The sequence below is a fragment of the Methanosarcina horonobensis HB-1 = JCM 15518 genome (assembly GCF_000970285.1).
Taxonomy (GTDB): domain Archaea; phylum Halobacteriota; class Methanosarcinia; order Methanosarcinales; family Methanosarcinaceae; genus Methanosarcina; species Methanosarcina horonobensis.
In genome coordinates, this window is sequence record NZ_CP009516.1 from 1439631 (window position 1) to 1455169 (window position 15539).

Annotated in this window: 13 protein-coding genes; 5 read left to right on the plus strand and 8 right to left on the minus strand. The window is 42.3% G+C overall.

Going from position 1 to position 15539, the window contains the following annotated elements:
• Positions 1–198: 198 nt before the first annotated feature.
• From MSHOH_RS06385 to MSHOH_RS06410, 6 genes are all read right to left on the minus strand, one after another.
• Positions 199–531: a DUF1622 domain-containing protein gene (locus tag MSHOH_RS06385; RefSeq protein ID WP_048138241.1), complete on the minus strand. Its 333-nt coding sequence runs from the start codon at positions 529–531 to the stop codon at positions 199–201.
• 22 nt (positions 532–553) lie between these two features.
• The gene (locus tag MSHOH_RS06390; RefSeq protein ID WP_048138243.1) at positions 554–892 is read right to left on the minus strand and encodes a DUF1622 domain-containing protein; all 339 of its coding nucleotides are present in this window, start codon (positions 890–892) and stop codon (positions 554–556) included.
• A gap of 389 nt (positions 893–1281) precedes the next feature.
• Positions 1282–4134: a M1 family metallopeptidase gene (locus MSHOH_RS06395; RefSeq protein WP_048138245.1), complete on the minus strand. Its 2853-nt coding sequence runs from the start codon at positions 4132–4134 to the stop codon at positions 1282–1284.
• Between the two features lie 159 nt (positions 4135–4293).
• Entirely contained in the window at positions 4294–7035 is a 2742-nt protein-coding gene (locus tag MSHOH_RS06400) for a DEAD/DEAH box helicase (RefSeq protein ID WP_239451249.1), read from the minus strand.
• Positions 7036–7204: 169 nt separating this feature from the next.
• Positions 7205–7603, minus strand: coding sequence for a (deoxy)nucleoside triphosphate pyrophosphohydrolase (locus MSHOH_RS06405; RefSeq protein ID WP_048138250.1), 399 nt, complete (start codon positions 7601–7603; stop codon positions 7205–7207).
• A 228-nt stretch (positions 7604–7831) separates the two neighbouring features.
• Positions 7832–8113 carry a protease inhibitor I42 family protein gene (locus MSHOH_RS06410; RefSeq protein WP_082089254.1) on the minus strand — a complete coding sequence of 94 codons (282 nt, stop codon included), beginning with the start codon at positions 8111–8113 and terminating at the stop codon, positions 7832–7834.
• A 209-nt stretch (positions 8114–8322) separates the two neighbouring features.
• Between MSHOH_RS06410 and MSHOH_RS06415 the strand changes: the two genes are divergently transcribed.
• The 3 genes from MSHOH_RS06415 (at position 8323) to MSHOH_RS06420 (ending at position 9635) form a co-directional block, all read left to right on the plus strand.
• On the plus strand, positions 8323–8613 hold the full coding sequence (locus MSHOH_RS06415) for a hypothetical protein (RefSeq protein ID WP_048138252.1): 291 nt from the start codon (positions 8323–8325) through the stop codon (positions 8611–8613).
• 327 nt (positions 8614–8940) lie between these two features.
• The gene (locus MSHOH_RS24575) at positions 8941–9087 is read left to right on the plus strand and encodes a hypothetical protein (RefSeq protein WP_204245393.1); all 147 of its coding nucleotides are present in this window, start codon (positions 8941–8943) and stop codon (positions 9085–9087) included.
• A 2-nt stretch (positions 9088–9089) separates the two neighbouring features.
• Entirely contained in the window at positions 9090–9635 is a 546-nt protein-coding gene (locus tag MSHOH_RS06420) for a GNAT family N-acetyltransferase (protein WP_048138254.1), read from the plus strand.
• Between the two features lie 526 nt (positions 9636–10161).
• Here the strand turns inward: MSHOH_RS06420 and MSHOH_RS06425 are convergent.
• Both MSHOH_RS06425 and MSHOH_RS06430 read right to left on the minus strand, forming a co-directional pair.
• The gene (locus MSHOH_RS06425) at positions 10162–10929 is read right to left on the minus strand and encodes an ABC transporter permease (RefSeq protein ID WP_048138256.1); all 768 of its coding nucleotides are present in this window, start codon (positions 10927–10929) and stop codon (positions 10162–10164) included.
• Entirely contained in the window at positions 10916–11872 is a 957-nt protein-coding gene (locus MSHOH_RS06430; RefSeq protein ID WP_048138258.1) for an ATP-binding cassette domain-containing protein, read from the minus strand. The genes MSHOH_RS06425 and MSHOH_RS06430 overlap by 14 nt, the downstream gene beginning before the upstream one ends.
• A 1069-nt stretch (positions 11873–12941) precedes the next feature.
• On the opposite strand from MSHOH_RS06430, the gene nikA reads away from it, so the two are divergent.
• Positions 12942–14549, plus strand: a complete 1608-nt coding sequence (gene nikA, locus MSHOH_RS06435; protein ID WP_204245394.1) for a nickel ABC transporter substrate-binding protein — start codon at positions 12942–12944, stop codon at positions 14547–14549.
• Positions 14550–14609: 60 nt separating this feature from the next.
• A complete protein-coding gene (gene opp1B / locus MSHOH_RS06440; RefSeq protein WP_048138262.1) occupies positions 14610–15539 on the plus strand; it encodes a nickel/cobalt ABC transporter permease in 930 nt (309 codons plus the stop codon).

Below are 15539 nucleotides of genomic sequence, written 5' to 3' on the forward strand. Positions count from 1 at the left end.
ACATTGTGCATTGCAAAACCATTTTGTCCGCATATCAGTGGGAGTTTTAGAACCGTTTTCAAGGACCATAAACTTGAAGGATAGTCTAAAATTCTTTGTTTAGATTTATACCCTGACAGGTAATTCCATGTCTCGGAACCGGCTTAATATTAAACACATAGTGGATATTATTAGATACCTGCTCAAAATGATACATACTCAATCAAACTTATACTCTTTAATTTCCTTACTGAGGAAATAACCAAGTACAGTCCTGATAAGCACAATAACGCCAAGAATAATCAGATCATCTCTTGAAGGATTCCTCATAGTTCCGAAGATAGCAACAATGATATAAAACTCCAGTCCAAAAAGTATTTTATTTGTAAGTTCCTTTCTGATTTCCTCCAGGTTATAAGATTTTTTTGATATTTCTTGAAAAACTATTTGAAGTACTGCTCTTAATCCGCCGTAAATTATAATAGTTGTGCCAATTGCTTCGAAAACCCACTCAAAAATCTGCAAAAATGCTTCAAATGACCCCAGAACCAATTTTTATCCCTCAAGTTGTCTTTCAAGATTCGGTTAAAAAAGACTCTTTTGTTTCCTTACTCAGGAAGTAACCAAGAATAGTTCTAATGATCACTATGGTTCCAACTATCAGCAGTTCCTCTAAGAAGGGTTTTCTCAGAGTTTCAATCAAATCAGCAATTATCAGCAGTTCAAGCCCGAAAAGGATTTTGTCCGTAAATTCTTTTCTTATACCTTGATAATCTTCAGGCCTTTTGTGAGTCTCTACAAGCAGGATTTTAATTGTAGCTTTTAACCCTCCATAAATTATCAAAACTGCACTCACAACCTCAAAAAATGTTACAAAAGTTGTCAGAACCACACCAGTTATTTCAAGTACCATTCTTCCACTTCCAGAAGGTATCCTGCATCTACATTGATCTCAAAAACGAAATTTTATAAATCCAGAGAAGTGATTTTCCAGATTTTTCCATGCCTTTGTTTCAGGTTCTCATTTATACCCTATATTTGTTTCAATTTTTTTATCTATATCATTTTATCTGTATTCTACATCTTATCTATATTCTATAATTATCTTAATATAATAGACTTGCCTGCATCATCTGCAAATAACAGGTCTATCAAATATGTAGAAAAGGTAAAAAGATCTGAACGCTGGCTAAAATAAAGTCTGAAACCACTGCCTGAAAAATTCGGTTAAAAAGTTTTGCTCCGGTAGTTTATTTTCCGGAGCAGAGAAGGCAATTCCAAACAAAATTCATTTTTAAAAGTTCAGGACTGCAGAGCCTGAATTTTTCCATGCTCTATCCCGTAGGCTTCGACAGCTTTGGGAGCCCCGAGAAGGAGTTTTCTAATCCTGTTATATACGCTCGGGAACTTCTGGGGGTCAAGCTCCTCAAGGAGGCCTGCAAGGATCTCCACCAGGGGAATATGGTACCTTATCTCCATCTGGTCTATGTTTGCAAAAGCATTGAGCAGGTTTACTGTAGTATATTCGTTCACAGGAGCAAGTTTTCTCAGGATTTCTGCAAAGAGGGCCCTGCCTTCCTCGGTCTGGAGGGACTTCTTGCGGTTGCGGGCAAAGCTCCCGTAAAGAGCACGCTGGTCGTTTGTCTGTTCGATCCTGAACGCGTCCGACCTTTCCATTTCCCTGACCAGTTCCACTGCATCAACACTGCTGTTGTTTCCTATAACAGAAAGGAAGGCTTCCCAGGCAATGAGATTCTTTTTCGATTCGGCTTCAAAGGCTCTCAGGACTTCTATTTTGTCAGGAGCCGAACTGTTCAGGTATGCAGCAAATGCGCTCAACCTGTCGGTTGTACAGGCTGCAGTCTCAAATTGCTGTTTTATCAGAGCGTGGATATCAGGGGTATCAAGGGCTGCAAGGACTCCCAGGCAGATGTTTTTAGCCTGCCTGCTCTTGATCACCCTTGCGGTTTCTTCCAGAGAGGAATCTCTCGAAACAGAGGCATTTTCAAAGAAGTTATAGGCAGAAATGAGAGAGCTTCTGTACTTCCAGGCAACTGCCTTCAAGAGCTTCTGTTTTACATCATAGAGTGCCTGGTAGTGGTGGGCATAGCCCGGGTCCTCCACGGACTCAAAAATGGTCAGGAACTGCCCTCCTGCCCTTTCGAGGAGCTGCCGGTCGTTAAGGAGTCTGTAGTAAAGCTCTACAAAGTCTTCGGAAGGAACAGCATTCGGAACCTTAAGCAGCCTCAGCTTTTCCCTGTCCACCAGGGTATAGAAAGCAGTGAACCTGCCAATGATGTCGCTGTCCTTTCTGACCTGTATGAGGAGTTCTTCCTGGCTTGTTTTATAAACAAGTTTTCCATAGAAAGAGTACCCCCTGTTAAGGGAAAGGAAAGCCGGCATATCCACATTTTCAATTACAATCTCTGCGTTTTCTCCGCTTATCCTTTCCAGCACCTCGGCAAGGTCTTTCCCGTTCTCGTCCACAAGGGCTGCCCTGAACGGGAATTCCCAGGGCTTTCCGCCAATAGGGAAGTGCTGTTTGAGGAAGAAAGTAAATTTCCTGGAAGGTTTGTCGTATTCTGCTGAGACTTCGACAACAGGGAACCTGGTCTGCTTCAGCCAGGTCTCGGACATCTCTTTTAAGGGAACCCTGCTTTCTTCTTCCATAGCCTCGATCAAGTCCCGGGTGGAAGCATTGGAGTGGCTGAATTTCTTAAAATAGCGGTCAAGCCCCCTTGCAAAAGTCTCCTTACCTATGAGGCTCTCGACCATGCGCACATATTCAGGGGATTTTACATACGTAACTGCAGTGATCAGGTCATTGGGGTCATTGAACCCGTCAGGAATAATCGGCATGGAAGCAGCCCCCGAGTCCAGTGCAAAAGTCCCGGACGCAGGTGCAAGCAGCTCAAGTACCCTACCTAGCCTCTGATAGTCCTCGCCGAAAAGGAAAGCGTGGTACTGCTCTTCCACGTGCACGGTAACGGCTTCGTTCAACCATATCTCAAACGGGCTTCTCCCGGTAACCTCGGACCCGTTCTGGTTGTGGTAGTATTCGTGTACCTTGACCCTGATCATGTACTCAAAAGCAGGGTCCGTTATCTGCGGGAAAGGCATGATGCGGTTTGTGGTAATTGTGGTGTTCCCCACGTTTTCCATGCCCCCGAAGTCCGAGTTCTGCATCCCTATTTCCCTGTAGACAGTCCCCGTATATTTATACCCCGGAGTGATGGTTTTGACAAGTCCGGCAAGCTTTTCCCTGATCTTCCCGAGTTCTTCGTCCTGCCCGGGTTCGGGCTTTGCCTCTATTTTCAGCTTCTCCCGCCTCCGGACAAGGTCCCAGAGCATCTGTCTGGCTGGCAATTTGTCCTCATCAAACTGCTCAGGCCCGGTAAAGATGTAGACCCACATTACGCAGTCGTGCAGGATATCGAGTGCCTTTTCTGCAGCCCTTGCATCCGAATCCGGCGGCACGAGCAGTTCCAGCATAAAAGTGCGCCCGTCAGGGTATTCGAATTCCCTTTTAAAGGTCGCATAAGTCCCTGCCCCGAGGAAAAAGAGGTAGGTTGCCATGGGCGTTACCGAGTTATCATAGACAATCCTGTCCCTGCCCGGCTTTACTGTAGTCCTTTGAACCAGGACATCTCCGTTTGTTATTAGGTTTGTGTACCTTGAATCTGCAGTGATGGTCGTCCTGTAAGTGCACTTTGCAGTCATGTCATCAATGCAGGGCACAATCCTCTGGAACCCCCACTGCTGGCACTGGGTGATCTGCTGCGGGGGAGCCCCTGCCGGAGTTTCGTCATAGTACAGCCCTTCAAGGATGTTCTTTGTCGGCCTGCAGACCGTATCCGTAATGACTGCAATCTCGGTATGAGGCGGAATCACATCCCTGAAGTTGATTTCGAGAACCGCATCGTCTTTCCTGTACCTGTAAGAGACCTCAGACTGAAGACAGCTCACAGCCCTGATCTCAAGGTCCCTGCAGTTTAATTCCAGTTTCTCAAGAGGTTCATCTTTTGTCCTGACCCTCAGCAGGGACTTCACGTTTGTCCTGTCATCATAGATATCAAACCCAAGGTCCATGTGCAAAACATCAACCCTGAGTTCCCCGAAATCTTCGGGGTAATACTTGTACAGCCTGTTATTCATGAAAGGTCACCGGGTATAATTGTAAAAGTTATATTGTGGGATAGAAAAGGGTGAGGAGGGATTTAAAGGTGTAGTTTGAGAGGTGGTGGATGGAATCAAAAAATAATCATATACGCACCTCTCGTTCACTAATATGGCCTGTTAGAGTCTATCTACAAGTTATCCAACTAAATAGTCATAAATGTCATCTCTAACAGGCTTTTGTAGAGAATAGCCAATTTCCACGGCTTTTGTGGTTGTATTTGGCATGACAAATTCTTTTACGTGCCCAGTAGCAAACATACGGCCTAAGTAGTAGAACTCTTTTGAGATTCGATCATCTTTATTCTTACGAACAAATAAGCACAAATCTATACCATTTTCTCGGGCATTTAAGGCTTGCTGGACATCTTTAGAAGATATAGATCGGCGGGATTTGGAAATTGCAACAAGTGAGGATGGTGATAGGAAGCGGTCCTCGTACCTGATTGTGTCTTCAATATCATTTTCTTTATTATAGTTAATAAAGACAGGATAGGTATTAGTTGCCTGATGAAATTTGTATCCACCAATATTCTGTGGTACCTCTGCCTGAGACCAATCTAAGCATTTGCATACATCATCATATGTGTATTTTTGATTAAGCTGAAAACTTGTATCTTGGTATCTGTCACCATATAACAACCTATTTCTCTTCAATCCTAATGTTATCAAATCGAGTACCATTGCCTTGAACTTGTTATTTGTGAGAAACTCCGAAAATTCGTTGAATATCTCATATTCACCGGCGTTTGTCCTATTTACGAAAACAGCTGAATGATACTTGTCCTTTCCTGTACCTGTGGCAAACTTTTGCATCATTTGATTTAAGACGCAAGTTATAGTGTGTTCAGTAAATTTAATTGCTGGGTAGTTTGCTTTCATTACTTCCTCAAACCCAACAACTGGATGTTGATGTCCTTCAACAAGTAGTTTGATGAATTCAAGTTCATGTGGTCGTTTGCCATTGACATAATTTTTGGAAATGAACTCGATATATGTAGATTCGTTTTCAGATAGTTTGACTGTATATTCTTTTTCGTAGCTTTCTAGAAAATTATGATATGAACCAAACTTATCAAAAATACGGATGATATCAATAGAACCGTATTCTGCGAACTCGTCTAACCGAGGAATTCTGCCAAGACGTTGTTTAAGAGCCAGATAGGATTCTTTGATTAGTTTTGAATCGTTAAAGTTAGCTTGATCAATGGAAGCATAAATACGTTCGCGAGTTATCGAATCAAAGTTTACTGTTGAACAGCCAGGAATTACGCGGTTACCTTCAGCAACAAATCTGCGGATTGTATCCTTGTTGTAAGTTTGATCTCCGGAAAGGGCTATCGGTATTAAAAAGTTCCTTTCATAATTACCAATGAAATCAATGATTACAACGTATTCCTTGTTTTCCTTTTTTCGCAAACCTCTACCTAATTGTTGGACAAAGATTATTGCGGATTGAGTTGGTCGAAGCATGACAATCTGGTTTACAGCCGGTATATCCACGCCTTCATTAAAAATATCAACGGTAAAAATGTAATCGAGCGCACCTTCATACTTATCTTGCTCAAGCCGTTCTATTGCTAATTCACGTTCACTCTGACTGTCAATGCCAAGAAGTGCGCAGGTACGATATCCATAATTATTAAACTTTGTGGACAGTGCAACAGCTTCCTCTTTTCTGCTGCAGAATATTAAACCTTTTACACGGTCACCGCTGAATCCATAGTACTCTATTTTTTCGATAATATTGCGCACTCTCTCATCAGATGTTAACTTGCCAAATTCTGTCTTGTCCTCAATTACCTTACCATCTATTGTGAGTTCAGAAATTCCAAAATAGTGGAAAGGACATATCATTCTTTCCTTCATGGCTTGCTGGAGACGAATTTCGTAGGCAATATTATAGTCAAACATCTTGAAGATATCAAATCCGTCTGTACGTTCAGGTGTTGCCGACATTCCCAATAAGAATCTGGGCTTAAAATAGTTGAAAACTTTTTGATATGAAGCGGCACCAGCCCTATGAACTTCATCAAATACAATATAATCAAACTCTTCTGGACTAAACTGATTGAGAACTTCATCTTTAGATAGCGTTTGGATCATAGCAAATATATAATCAGCATCTACCTTGTTACCGCCACTCATTACATCCATACTTTTTCCATTATGAATAACACGCTTGTAACTATCCATTGCGTCTTTAGCAATGAGCTCACGATGGACAACAAACAAGAATCTTTTGGGATTAACAGTTCTAACATCAAACGCCGATAAATATGTCTTTCCAGTTCCAGTCGCTGAAATAACCAAAGCGCGCTCAGCATTTTGGTTTCGCAAGTCGGCTAAAGACTGCAAAGCAGATTCCTGCATCCTATTAGGTTTGATAGTTGTAAATTGAATTATTTTCTTTTCGACAGATAATGCTGCAATGTGCTCAGATTCTTTTGCAGTGCGGTAAATCTCCATGTATGCAGCAAGCCAATTATCATCAACCGGCGTTGCAAGTTCAAACATGATTTCAAATTCAGAAACTACGTTGTATACTATTCCACCTTTAAAAGAGGAACTAACTTTAAGATTCCATTCTTTATTCTCACAAAGAGCATTTTGTGTAAGGTTGCTGCTTCCAACAATAATGGAGTACTCTTCGCTTTTTCTAAAAATGTATCCCTTCGTGTGCATATTAGCTACATCTTCAGTGACTATCCGCAGCTCAATGTTCTTAAAACATAGCAAACGCTTTAGAGCAGTTGGGTCTGTGAAGTTCTGGTATTGAGATGCGATGATTCGACCTTTCACACCACGTTGTTCCAGGTCGCTTAGAGTGTTTAACAAAACGGTTACGCCACTACTTGTTATGAATGCAACAGAAATCATGAACTCATCGCATTTAGTAAGTTCTACTACTAACGATGTTAAAATTTTTTCCCCTCGGTCAAAATCGTTAATTAGCAACCTGGGCTTATATTCTTCGAGTGCCAGAATGGAAGAATCTAAAAAACCATATTTTATTCCATTTTTCAGTTCTACACAACAATCCGTACTATCACTCCAACATCAATTTTTTTACGATAGGTTGATCCGCGGGTGCCCAATCCAGTTTGTCGAGGTCTAGGCGCTTTAACCATACATGATTAATATGCTCTTTCCTAACGAATTCAGAACTACTTACTCGGCAAATATAGCTGTGCATCGTTATTTTAAAATCTGGATATTGATGGATTACTGTCATGAAAAAATCATTTTCTGAGACTTTTATTTCAATCCCCATTTCTTCGAGCAGTTCACGCATTAGCGCCTGACTATTTGTTTCACCAGGTTCAACTTTGCCTCCGGGAAACTCATACTTATAAGATAAATAATCATATTTGTTAGCATCTCTTTGCATACAAAGGATTCTATCCTCATAAATGATTATCCCTGCCACAACTTCTATGTGTTTCATTTCTTTCCCGTCTTTTGCTTTTTTCTGAGCAATACTAATCCTTTGGCTCTTTATACAAAAGATTATCAGAACATAGTAGATGAGCCATTTATCGATTCTCTATTTAAGCTGGTTGAAAACTGCAAATAGAAGTTGCTCTGGATCACTCCGAAGCAAGCTAGCGAAGTATTTGACTGAAATTAAAAATAGCAAAAAAAGAAAATAAAATCCGAGAAGTAAAAATACTTCTCACTCAACTTCAACAGTAAGTGTAAAGTTATCTTCAGTACCCGTTGCATTTTCCCAGGCCTGCTTGTATATTCCATTCATCTGCTGGGTACCCTGATCCACGGCTTCAATTATCCATGAATGGTTTCCAGGAACACCAGTCATATTTTCAGAGACTTGATCCTGGGTAAAATTGTCGCTGAGAATACTGAGCCCCTCGCTCACGTTAAGTTCCCAGGAATAGCCTGTAGACGGGTTTTCCCTGAGCTGAAGGGTAAAGTTTTCTCCATTTTTGATACTGATGCTTGTCCCGTTGTCAGTTTCGGCTGCTTCGGCTACTTGGTTTTAGTTCCGAGTGGCCCATTACAGCCAAAAGATATAATACAAGTCTTAATAATTCATATCCTCTTTTCCCGGTCAGGCTTCTCGAGCTCTGTTTCTTCAACTAACAGTAAGTCCTCTGAATCACCTTATTATAAAATGAAGTCTAATTTCTATCCGGTAAAAGGAATATGACTCTCACTCTTGACATAAAAGATGACTTCACGCCTCAGGAGGTAAGTGAAGTCATTCGTGCAGCGCTTGATCAGAATGAACGCGTTGCAAAATATAAAATAAAAAAGTGTTCAAGTATTTGTGAGGATCTCGAGATAAGATATGGGATGGATTCAGACCTTTTTATGGAAAAATTCGATTCTGGAGAACTCGGAGATGATGACGACTTTTTTGACTGGTATGCAGCAAAAAGGGGACTTGATATCTGGAATAAGAAGTTAAAGATTCTCTCGGGAATTCAGATATGAATTTCAGAGATTACTATTTAAAAATAGAATCTTTGCTTAATAACTTCCCTCCACGCCCGCATGCTCACGAAGTGAGTGGATATCGGGTGGCTCTTGGCAAAAAGGAATAAAAGTAGATTAAAAAATAGTCATCAGAGAACTTATTGTGTTTTAGTCATGGTAATATCACTGTTTCCCTGAGCAGTACCATTTCTCCTGCCTCCAGTATCTTAGACCTGTTACTGCAGTGCAGCTTTCTTGTCTGCATGGTGCCAGAACAAGAGTCAACAGTAGGGATATATAAGTACAATAACAGATTATTAAATCACATAAAAAGAAGGAATTATTATGGCGAAACCTATTGAGTTCGGGCTTGTCCTTGAAGGAGAGGACGCAAAAGAATTCATAAAAAATGAAAAGAATCCCGTAGTGACTGATGAAATGGTAGAGATGTTCAAAAAAGCTAAAGAGATATATGACAAAAATAGGTTTTGAATTTGTCTTATATCATTCCAAATTCCGAACTTACTATCTTTCCTCTAGATGAGGGCAATGGCTTTTCTTCTTTTAATTGTGCAAGTCCTGAATTAAATGATTTTCTGAAAGAAGATGCTTTTAACGATCAGGAAGATTTGATCAGTAAAACGAACCTATGCTTCTGGAAAGGTGAACTGGTAGGATATATTACTTTATCAACAGATACAATCGGAACTAAGGAAATATATGTATCAGATGGACTCAAGCGCTATAAGTACAGCAAATATCCAGGAATTAAAATCGCAAGATTGGCAGTAGATTCGAGATTTGAAAGAAGAGGAGTAGGCACATATTTATTTTTTGCCGGGATAGGTAAAGCATTATCAATCTGCGACAGTGTAGGATGCAGATACATTCTTGTAGATTCTAAAAAAGAATCAATCGGCTTCTATGAAAAATATGGATTCAAGCTTGCAGAGAAAAATAAGAAAAAAGATTTCTCTCCGATGTATCTTAACATGCAGCCGATCGTTGCTAAACTAAAGCTTGAGAAAAATTATAAGTGAACTTTACACTCTGGCTGTTGATTGTCGGCAGTTGACCTACCATATGTTCTGTACAATCTTTTCAGCTAAGCTCTCTCATTACTGGGGAGCGTATGTTTTATCCTGAAATTATTTCGCTTTAAAGTTCTTTTTTATTATTTCCATGATTAACAAGCCAAAAAACATTACTGCCTATTTATGAGAGTATATTCTAAAGAATAAGTATCAATTTATATTATGCTCATAGTAACACAAAATAAGTAAATTTTTTTAATCTATCTTAAAACTTCCCTCCACTCCCGCATGCTCACGAAGTGAGCAGATATCGGGCGGTCGCTGACAAAAAAAGAAAAAGTGGTAGGATTAATGATGTTTGCATATTGGTATATTTCAGAAAGATCAAAAGATTAAAGTCTGAATGAAAGGTATCCTGGGTTAAGAGCAAGAAGAAGGCATTACAGGCAAGGTTCTTTCGCGTCCTTACGCGTTTTAAGCGGTTACAAAAGCAGATTGAATAATCCCTTGCCAGCGTTTACAGTTACGTCGTTCACTCATTGAAATTCTTATACATATAGTTTGCAGCCAGGTGGAAGATTATAATGAATATCACAAGCATTGAAATATCTAAAAGTGGAGAATATAGTGAATTACCCGTATATGCACACTCTATCAAATCGTTTCCGTAAGTAAGTGGGGATATCAGTGCAATCTTCTGGCCTATCTGAGGCATGGAAGATATCGGAATAAAAATGCCGGAGATAAATATAAGCGGTAGCCTGACAGTATTAAGAATTGCCATGACCTCGCCCGCAGTCTCGGTGGGGTATGCAGCAAATAGCGTCCCGAGCATAGCAAAACAGAACGATGTGAGAATCATGGAAATAACAAGGATAGGTGCATTTACTATCTGCGTATCGAATATGAAGATGCCGACAGCAAGCGGTAATAACGCAATGACAAGGCTGTAGAGAAACCCGCTAATGCTCTCCCCGAAAATCATTGAGTTCCGGGAAATAGGTGCTGAGAGCAAGCGTTCAAAAGTCTTTACGCGCCGTTCAAGAGTTAATGAAACCGGTTCTATTTGTGAAGCAGAAAACAGTAAAGTGATTGAAATCAATCCGGGTATCAATATTTTTGGGGGGGCATTCTTCCCAATAGCAAAAGACAGGAACATAAAAAGGGGAAAGAGTATGCCGGAAACTATTATATTGGACCTGAAGTAGTAGATTCTCATATCCTTTTTGGCGATTGCCCATGCACCGTTCATTTCCCGAGACAGGTGCTTTGTCCATCCTTTATACTCAGTCGATGGCATGAATTCCATCACCTGCCCGTTGAAGACCGGTTAACCTTACAAATACATCTTCAAGACTCGGACCGGGAGTTGTTATGCTGAGAATTTTTAAGTTATAAGAGTGGGCATAAGCAACCAGAGCATCAATAACTTCAGACGGAAGTTCAGTAAAAATCTTAAATTTGTCACCTGCTTTGTGAACTTCATTTATCATTGGAAGGCGGCTGAGTTCTTCGAGGTGATCTATGGAATTATTATCAAAAGCAACTTCTATAGACTGAACACTCTGAATTGTCCTTTTCAACGATTCAGGTGTATCGACTGCAACGATATTCCCTTTATTGATAATTGCTACCCTGTCACACATAACATTTGCCTCCTCAATATTATGAGTTGTTAAGAAAACAGTGACACCTTCGCGGACCAGACTTGAGACCACTTCCCGGATGATAAGGTTGCTCTGTACATCGAGCCCTGAGGTCGGCTCGTCCAGAAATATCAGACGAGGACTATTGACCATACCCATAGCAAGCGTCAGACGCCTTTTCATTCCTTTTGAAAAACCATGAACTTTGTCATTACGCCGTTCGTATAATTCAAACTTCCTGAGCAGTTCGTTAGCTTTTTTTTCTCGCTCTTTTCGTCCCACATGGTAGAGTTCAGCTGAAAACATCAGGTTCTGCCAGGCAGTCAGGTCATCGTACACGTTAGAATTTTCAGAAACAATGCCTACGGACTGTCTTGCAGCAATGGTGTCGTGTTCAACATCATGACCAAAAATGGTTGCAGTTCCGGAAGTAGGTCTTGATACTCCTGTCAAAATACGAATAGTAGTTGTCTTGCCGGCACCATTGGGGCCTAAAAACCCAAAAGTTTCTCCTTCACCGACTGAGAAACTGATGTCATTAAGAGCAATAAGGGAGCCAAATTTTTTAATGAGATGAGATACTTCAATTGCTTTCATGGTTAGTCCGTGACCTCAGTGAATTAAAATCAATTGGCAACAGATTCTATTAGTTTAAGTTTGCTGATTTTTATAATTAAAATTTAGTTCTGAAGAGTCTTCGATTGCAAATAAGTTGTCCCGAGGCGTAAGTGATATAGATTTAATATAAGAGTTATCCATGCCGCAATATTTTATGGGAAGAATCTAATATTCCTGGTTTCGTTCCATCAACGAGGACTTGAAGAATCTTAAATTATAAACTCTTTTCTAAATCTTCTAACCGGGAGATATTTCCTATGAACATACCTATTCATTGGTCATCGGTTAAGGAATTTTCTTGCCTGAAAGCTATCGATTTTGTACCGGAAGCCTGCCTTAAATTCTGGCCCCATTACATGAAATAGATACTCTGTTCCAGTCTACAAAACAATGAAATTTTTGATGGTTGTTGTGGAAATGTAGGCGATTTCTCACGATTTCTCACTTGACCGAAGACACATGGATATCCATTACAAAAGCGTGAGTGAGAGACGGGTTATTAGGAGAAGTTGTTCCCTATTTGCGGTGGGGTTAAGGTCAAAAGCCACTCTGTTATTAATTTTGCATAAGTGATGATTTCGAAAGTTTTATAATGATCATATTTTATGTATAGTTTTGGTACAAAAAAGAAGAAAATTTTAACATCTATTTTAACTAAATTTAAAAATTGTATTACAAAATATATTCAATAGAGGGAATAACGAGAGTCCACAAATTTAAAAAAATCCAATCGTATGTGCAGGACCTGCTGCTCAGCGTAATGCAGCGTAATAAGTTGATTTCCAAAAGGATACTTTTGCATCTCCCGCCAGGACAGGGGATCATCCTTATCGTTAAGAAGAAAAGAAGAAGCAGGCACCTAATTAAAGCATGAAAACAGGCACTCCCAAAATTCCATTCACAATCAATTCTTGTTGTGAGTTTAATAGGCGGTCAAAATTTACCCTCAGGAACAGACAGCTCAGGGATTGGCCAGGTTGCAGGTCCGGCTAAGGATAGCCAGGGAATATAAAAATTATTTTATTAAGTCAGAAAGAAGGACATGAACGTGAGAAAGTATCAAGGCACCAGGGTGATTATAGCAGGAGCCCTAATACTGGTACTGGTAGCGGTACTTTTATTCAGTACTTATGGACAGACGGGGCAATCTGAAGACGAAAGTACTTTAATCCAGGCATCGTCTCACGATATCGGCGACATCAACGGGCACCTGTACGGGGGTGCTCAGATGGCGCAGGGAATGGTCTATGAAACCCTGGTGGAAAATACTGTTAACGGTCCCGGGCCAAGGCTTGCGGAGAGCTGGAATATTTCCGAAGACGGCAAGGTCTATACCTTCTATTTGCTTAAGAATGTCACATTTCAGGATGGGGAGCCGTTCAATGCCCAGGCGGTAAAAGAGAATATTGATGCGGTACAGCGGAACAAAGAACGTCATGCCTGGCTGGCGCTGGCCTCAAGGATTGTCAGCTGCGATGTCGTGGACAACTATACCGTAAAGCTGGTGCTATCCGAAGCTTATTATCCTGCACTCAACGAGCTTGGCTATACGCGCCCTTACAGCATGATGTCTCCCGGATGCTTTATCAATGGGGAAACGAAGGACGGGGTCAGCGGTTATATCGGGACCGGGCCGTATAAGCTGACCGAGCACGTGGAAGACCAGTATGCTGCCTTTGAGGCAAATCCGGATTACTGGGGGGGCGAGCCGGGCGTTAAGAAAATTATCCGGAAGGTCCTGCCCATCGGACAGACTACCTTGCTTGCGCTTCAGAAGAAAGAAGTGAACTTCCTGGTCACCGAAACAGGTGGAAATATGCTCGACGTCCAGGCAGTCAGGGACCTGGGAAAGACCGGGGACTACCGGATTACTCAGAGCGACCCGGTGTCTACTAAAATTCTCCTGGTCAACACAGGAAACCCGGAAAGCCCTCTTGCCGAAAAACCCGTACGTGAGGCTGTGTGGTATGCTATTGACCGGGACTCTCTGGCAAATGACCTCCTCGGCGGAGAAGACTTCCCGGCTGAAACCCTTATGTCAAAGGCGGTCCCCTATTGCAACATTGACCTGAAGGTAAGAAACTTTGACCCTGAAAAAGCCAGGCAAATCCTTGACGCGGCAGGCTGGAAACTGGAAAACGGCTCGGAGTACCGGACCCGCGACGGGAAGACACTGAAATTCAACCTTTGCTATTTTTCAGCCAAAGCCGGACAAAAAGCGATGAGCGAGCTGATCCAGAGCAACCTGAAGGCAGTCGGGATCCAGCTTGAACTGACCGGCGAGGAAAACAATGCTTGTTATGACCGCAGGAAGACCGGCAACTACGATATGCTGTTCGACGTGACCTGGGGAGTCCCCTATGAGCCTCACTGCACCGCCAATATCCTCAAGCCCGGAGGTTCTTATGGCGACACGACTAAAGGACTTCCTGAAGCAGAAAAACTGTATAGGAAAGTTGATGAAGTCCTTGCCAGCAGAGACGAAGCAGCGCGGAAAGAGCTGTATACCGAAATTTTTTCGACGGTACATGAGGAAGCAAACATTATCCCCCTCACCTATGGACGCCTCACAGCAATCTCCCCCAAAAATCTTGAAAATGTCCATTTCCTGCAAAACCAGTACGAACTTCCTTTCAAGGACCTGCAATTCGAATAAACTGTGACTGTAATCGGTCTGAAAGGCGGATAATTTGCCCTGCAGGACAAGGAGAATACCATGCGCGCCTATGTAATCAAGCGGATTTTCGCTGCAGTTCCGCTTTTCTTTATCATTTCCTTCTGTTCCTTTCTGCTGATTAACCTCTCCCCGACCGACCCCGCAGAAGCTGCGCTGCGGGCAAACGATGTGCCTGTGGTCACACAGGAGCTGGTGGAGCAGACCCGGGAGCAGCTTGGCCTGGACCGGCCTTTCCTAATCCGTTACGGGAACTGGCTGTCTGACAGCCTGCACCTGAATTTCGGTCAGTCTTACGTCAAAAGGAGGCCGGTATCCAGCCTGATCTTGCCGGCCTTCCTGAACACTTTAAAGCTGGTTACGGTAACTTCGGTAACCGTCATATTTCTGTCGACGGCATTCGGAGTATTTTGTGCCCTGCGTGAAGGGAGCAGGGCGGACAAAGTCACACGTGGAGTCCTGTTCGCTTTTACCGCCGTGCCGTCCTACTGGGTCGGCATCCTGATGATATGGTTTTTTGCCGTGCGGTTAAACCTTCTCCCTACAAGCGGGATGGGGAGCGCTGCGCACTATATTTTGCCGGTCGCGGTAATGTCCTCTGGCTATATCGGCTTCTATTTTCGGCTGATCCGCAACTCCATGGTCCGCAACAACGGAGAGAATTACGTGCTGTACGAAAAGGCCAGCGGGCTGCCGGACCGTCTGGTAAACCGGCACATCCTGCGCAATTCCCTGCAGACGGCAGTCTCAGGCTTTTGCATGGCTGTTCCCGGGATGCTGGCAGGGACTGTCGTGGTCGAAAATGTTTTTGCATGGCCGGGTATCGGCCGTCTTTGCGTTTCCGCAATTTTTGACCGGGACCTGCCGGTAGTCCAGGCTTATATTATCGTCGTGGCTGCGTTCTTCATCCTGTTTAATTTGATTGCCGACCTTGTAAATGCGGCAATAAACCCAAAACTGAGGGAGGAGTAA

What these genes read in the sequence shown, in the direction of transcription:
- MSHOH_RS06390 (WP_048138243.1), bottom strand. Translation starts at nt 892, where the DNA reads ATGGTACTTGAAATAACTGGTGTGGTTCTGACAACTTTTGTAACATTT.
- MSHOH_RS06395 (WP_048138245.1), bottom strand. Translation starts at nt 4,134, where the DNA reads ATGAATAACAGGCTGTACAAGTATTACCCCGAAGATTTCGGGGAACTC.
- MSHOH_RS06400 (WP_239451249.1), bottom strand. Translation starts at nt 7,035, where the DNA reads ATGATTTCTGTTGCATTCATAACAAGTAGTGGCGTAACCGTTTTGTTA.
- MSHOH_RS06405 (WP_048138250.1), bottom strand. Translation starts at nt 7,603, where the DNA reads ATGAAACACATAGAAGTTGTGGCAGGGATAATCATTTATGAGGATAGA.
- MSHOH_RS06415 (WP_048138252.1), top strand. Translation starts at nt 8,323, where the DNA reads ATGACTCTCACTCTTGACATAAAAGATGACTTCACGCCTCAGGAGGTA.
- MSHOH_RS24575 (WP_204245393.1), top strand. Translation starts at nt 8,941, where the DNA reads ATGGCGAAACCTATTGAGTTCGGGCTTGTCCTTGAAGGAGAGGACGCA.
- MSHOH_RS06425 (WP_048138256.1), bottom strand. Translation starts at nt 10,929, where the DNA reads ATGCCATCGACTGAGTATAAAGGATGGACAAAGCACCTGTCTCGGGAA.
- MSHOH_RS06430 (WP_048138258.1), bottom strand. Translation starts at nt 11,872, where the DNA reads ATGAAAGCAATTGAAGTATCTCATCTCATTAAAAAATTTGGCTCCCTT.
- opp1B (WP_048138262.1), top strand. Translation starts at nt 14,610, where the DNA reads ATGCGCGCCTATGTAATCAAGCGGATTTTCGCTGCAGTTCCGCTTTTC.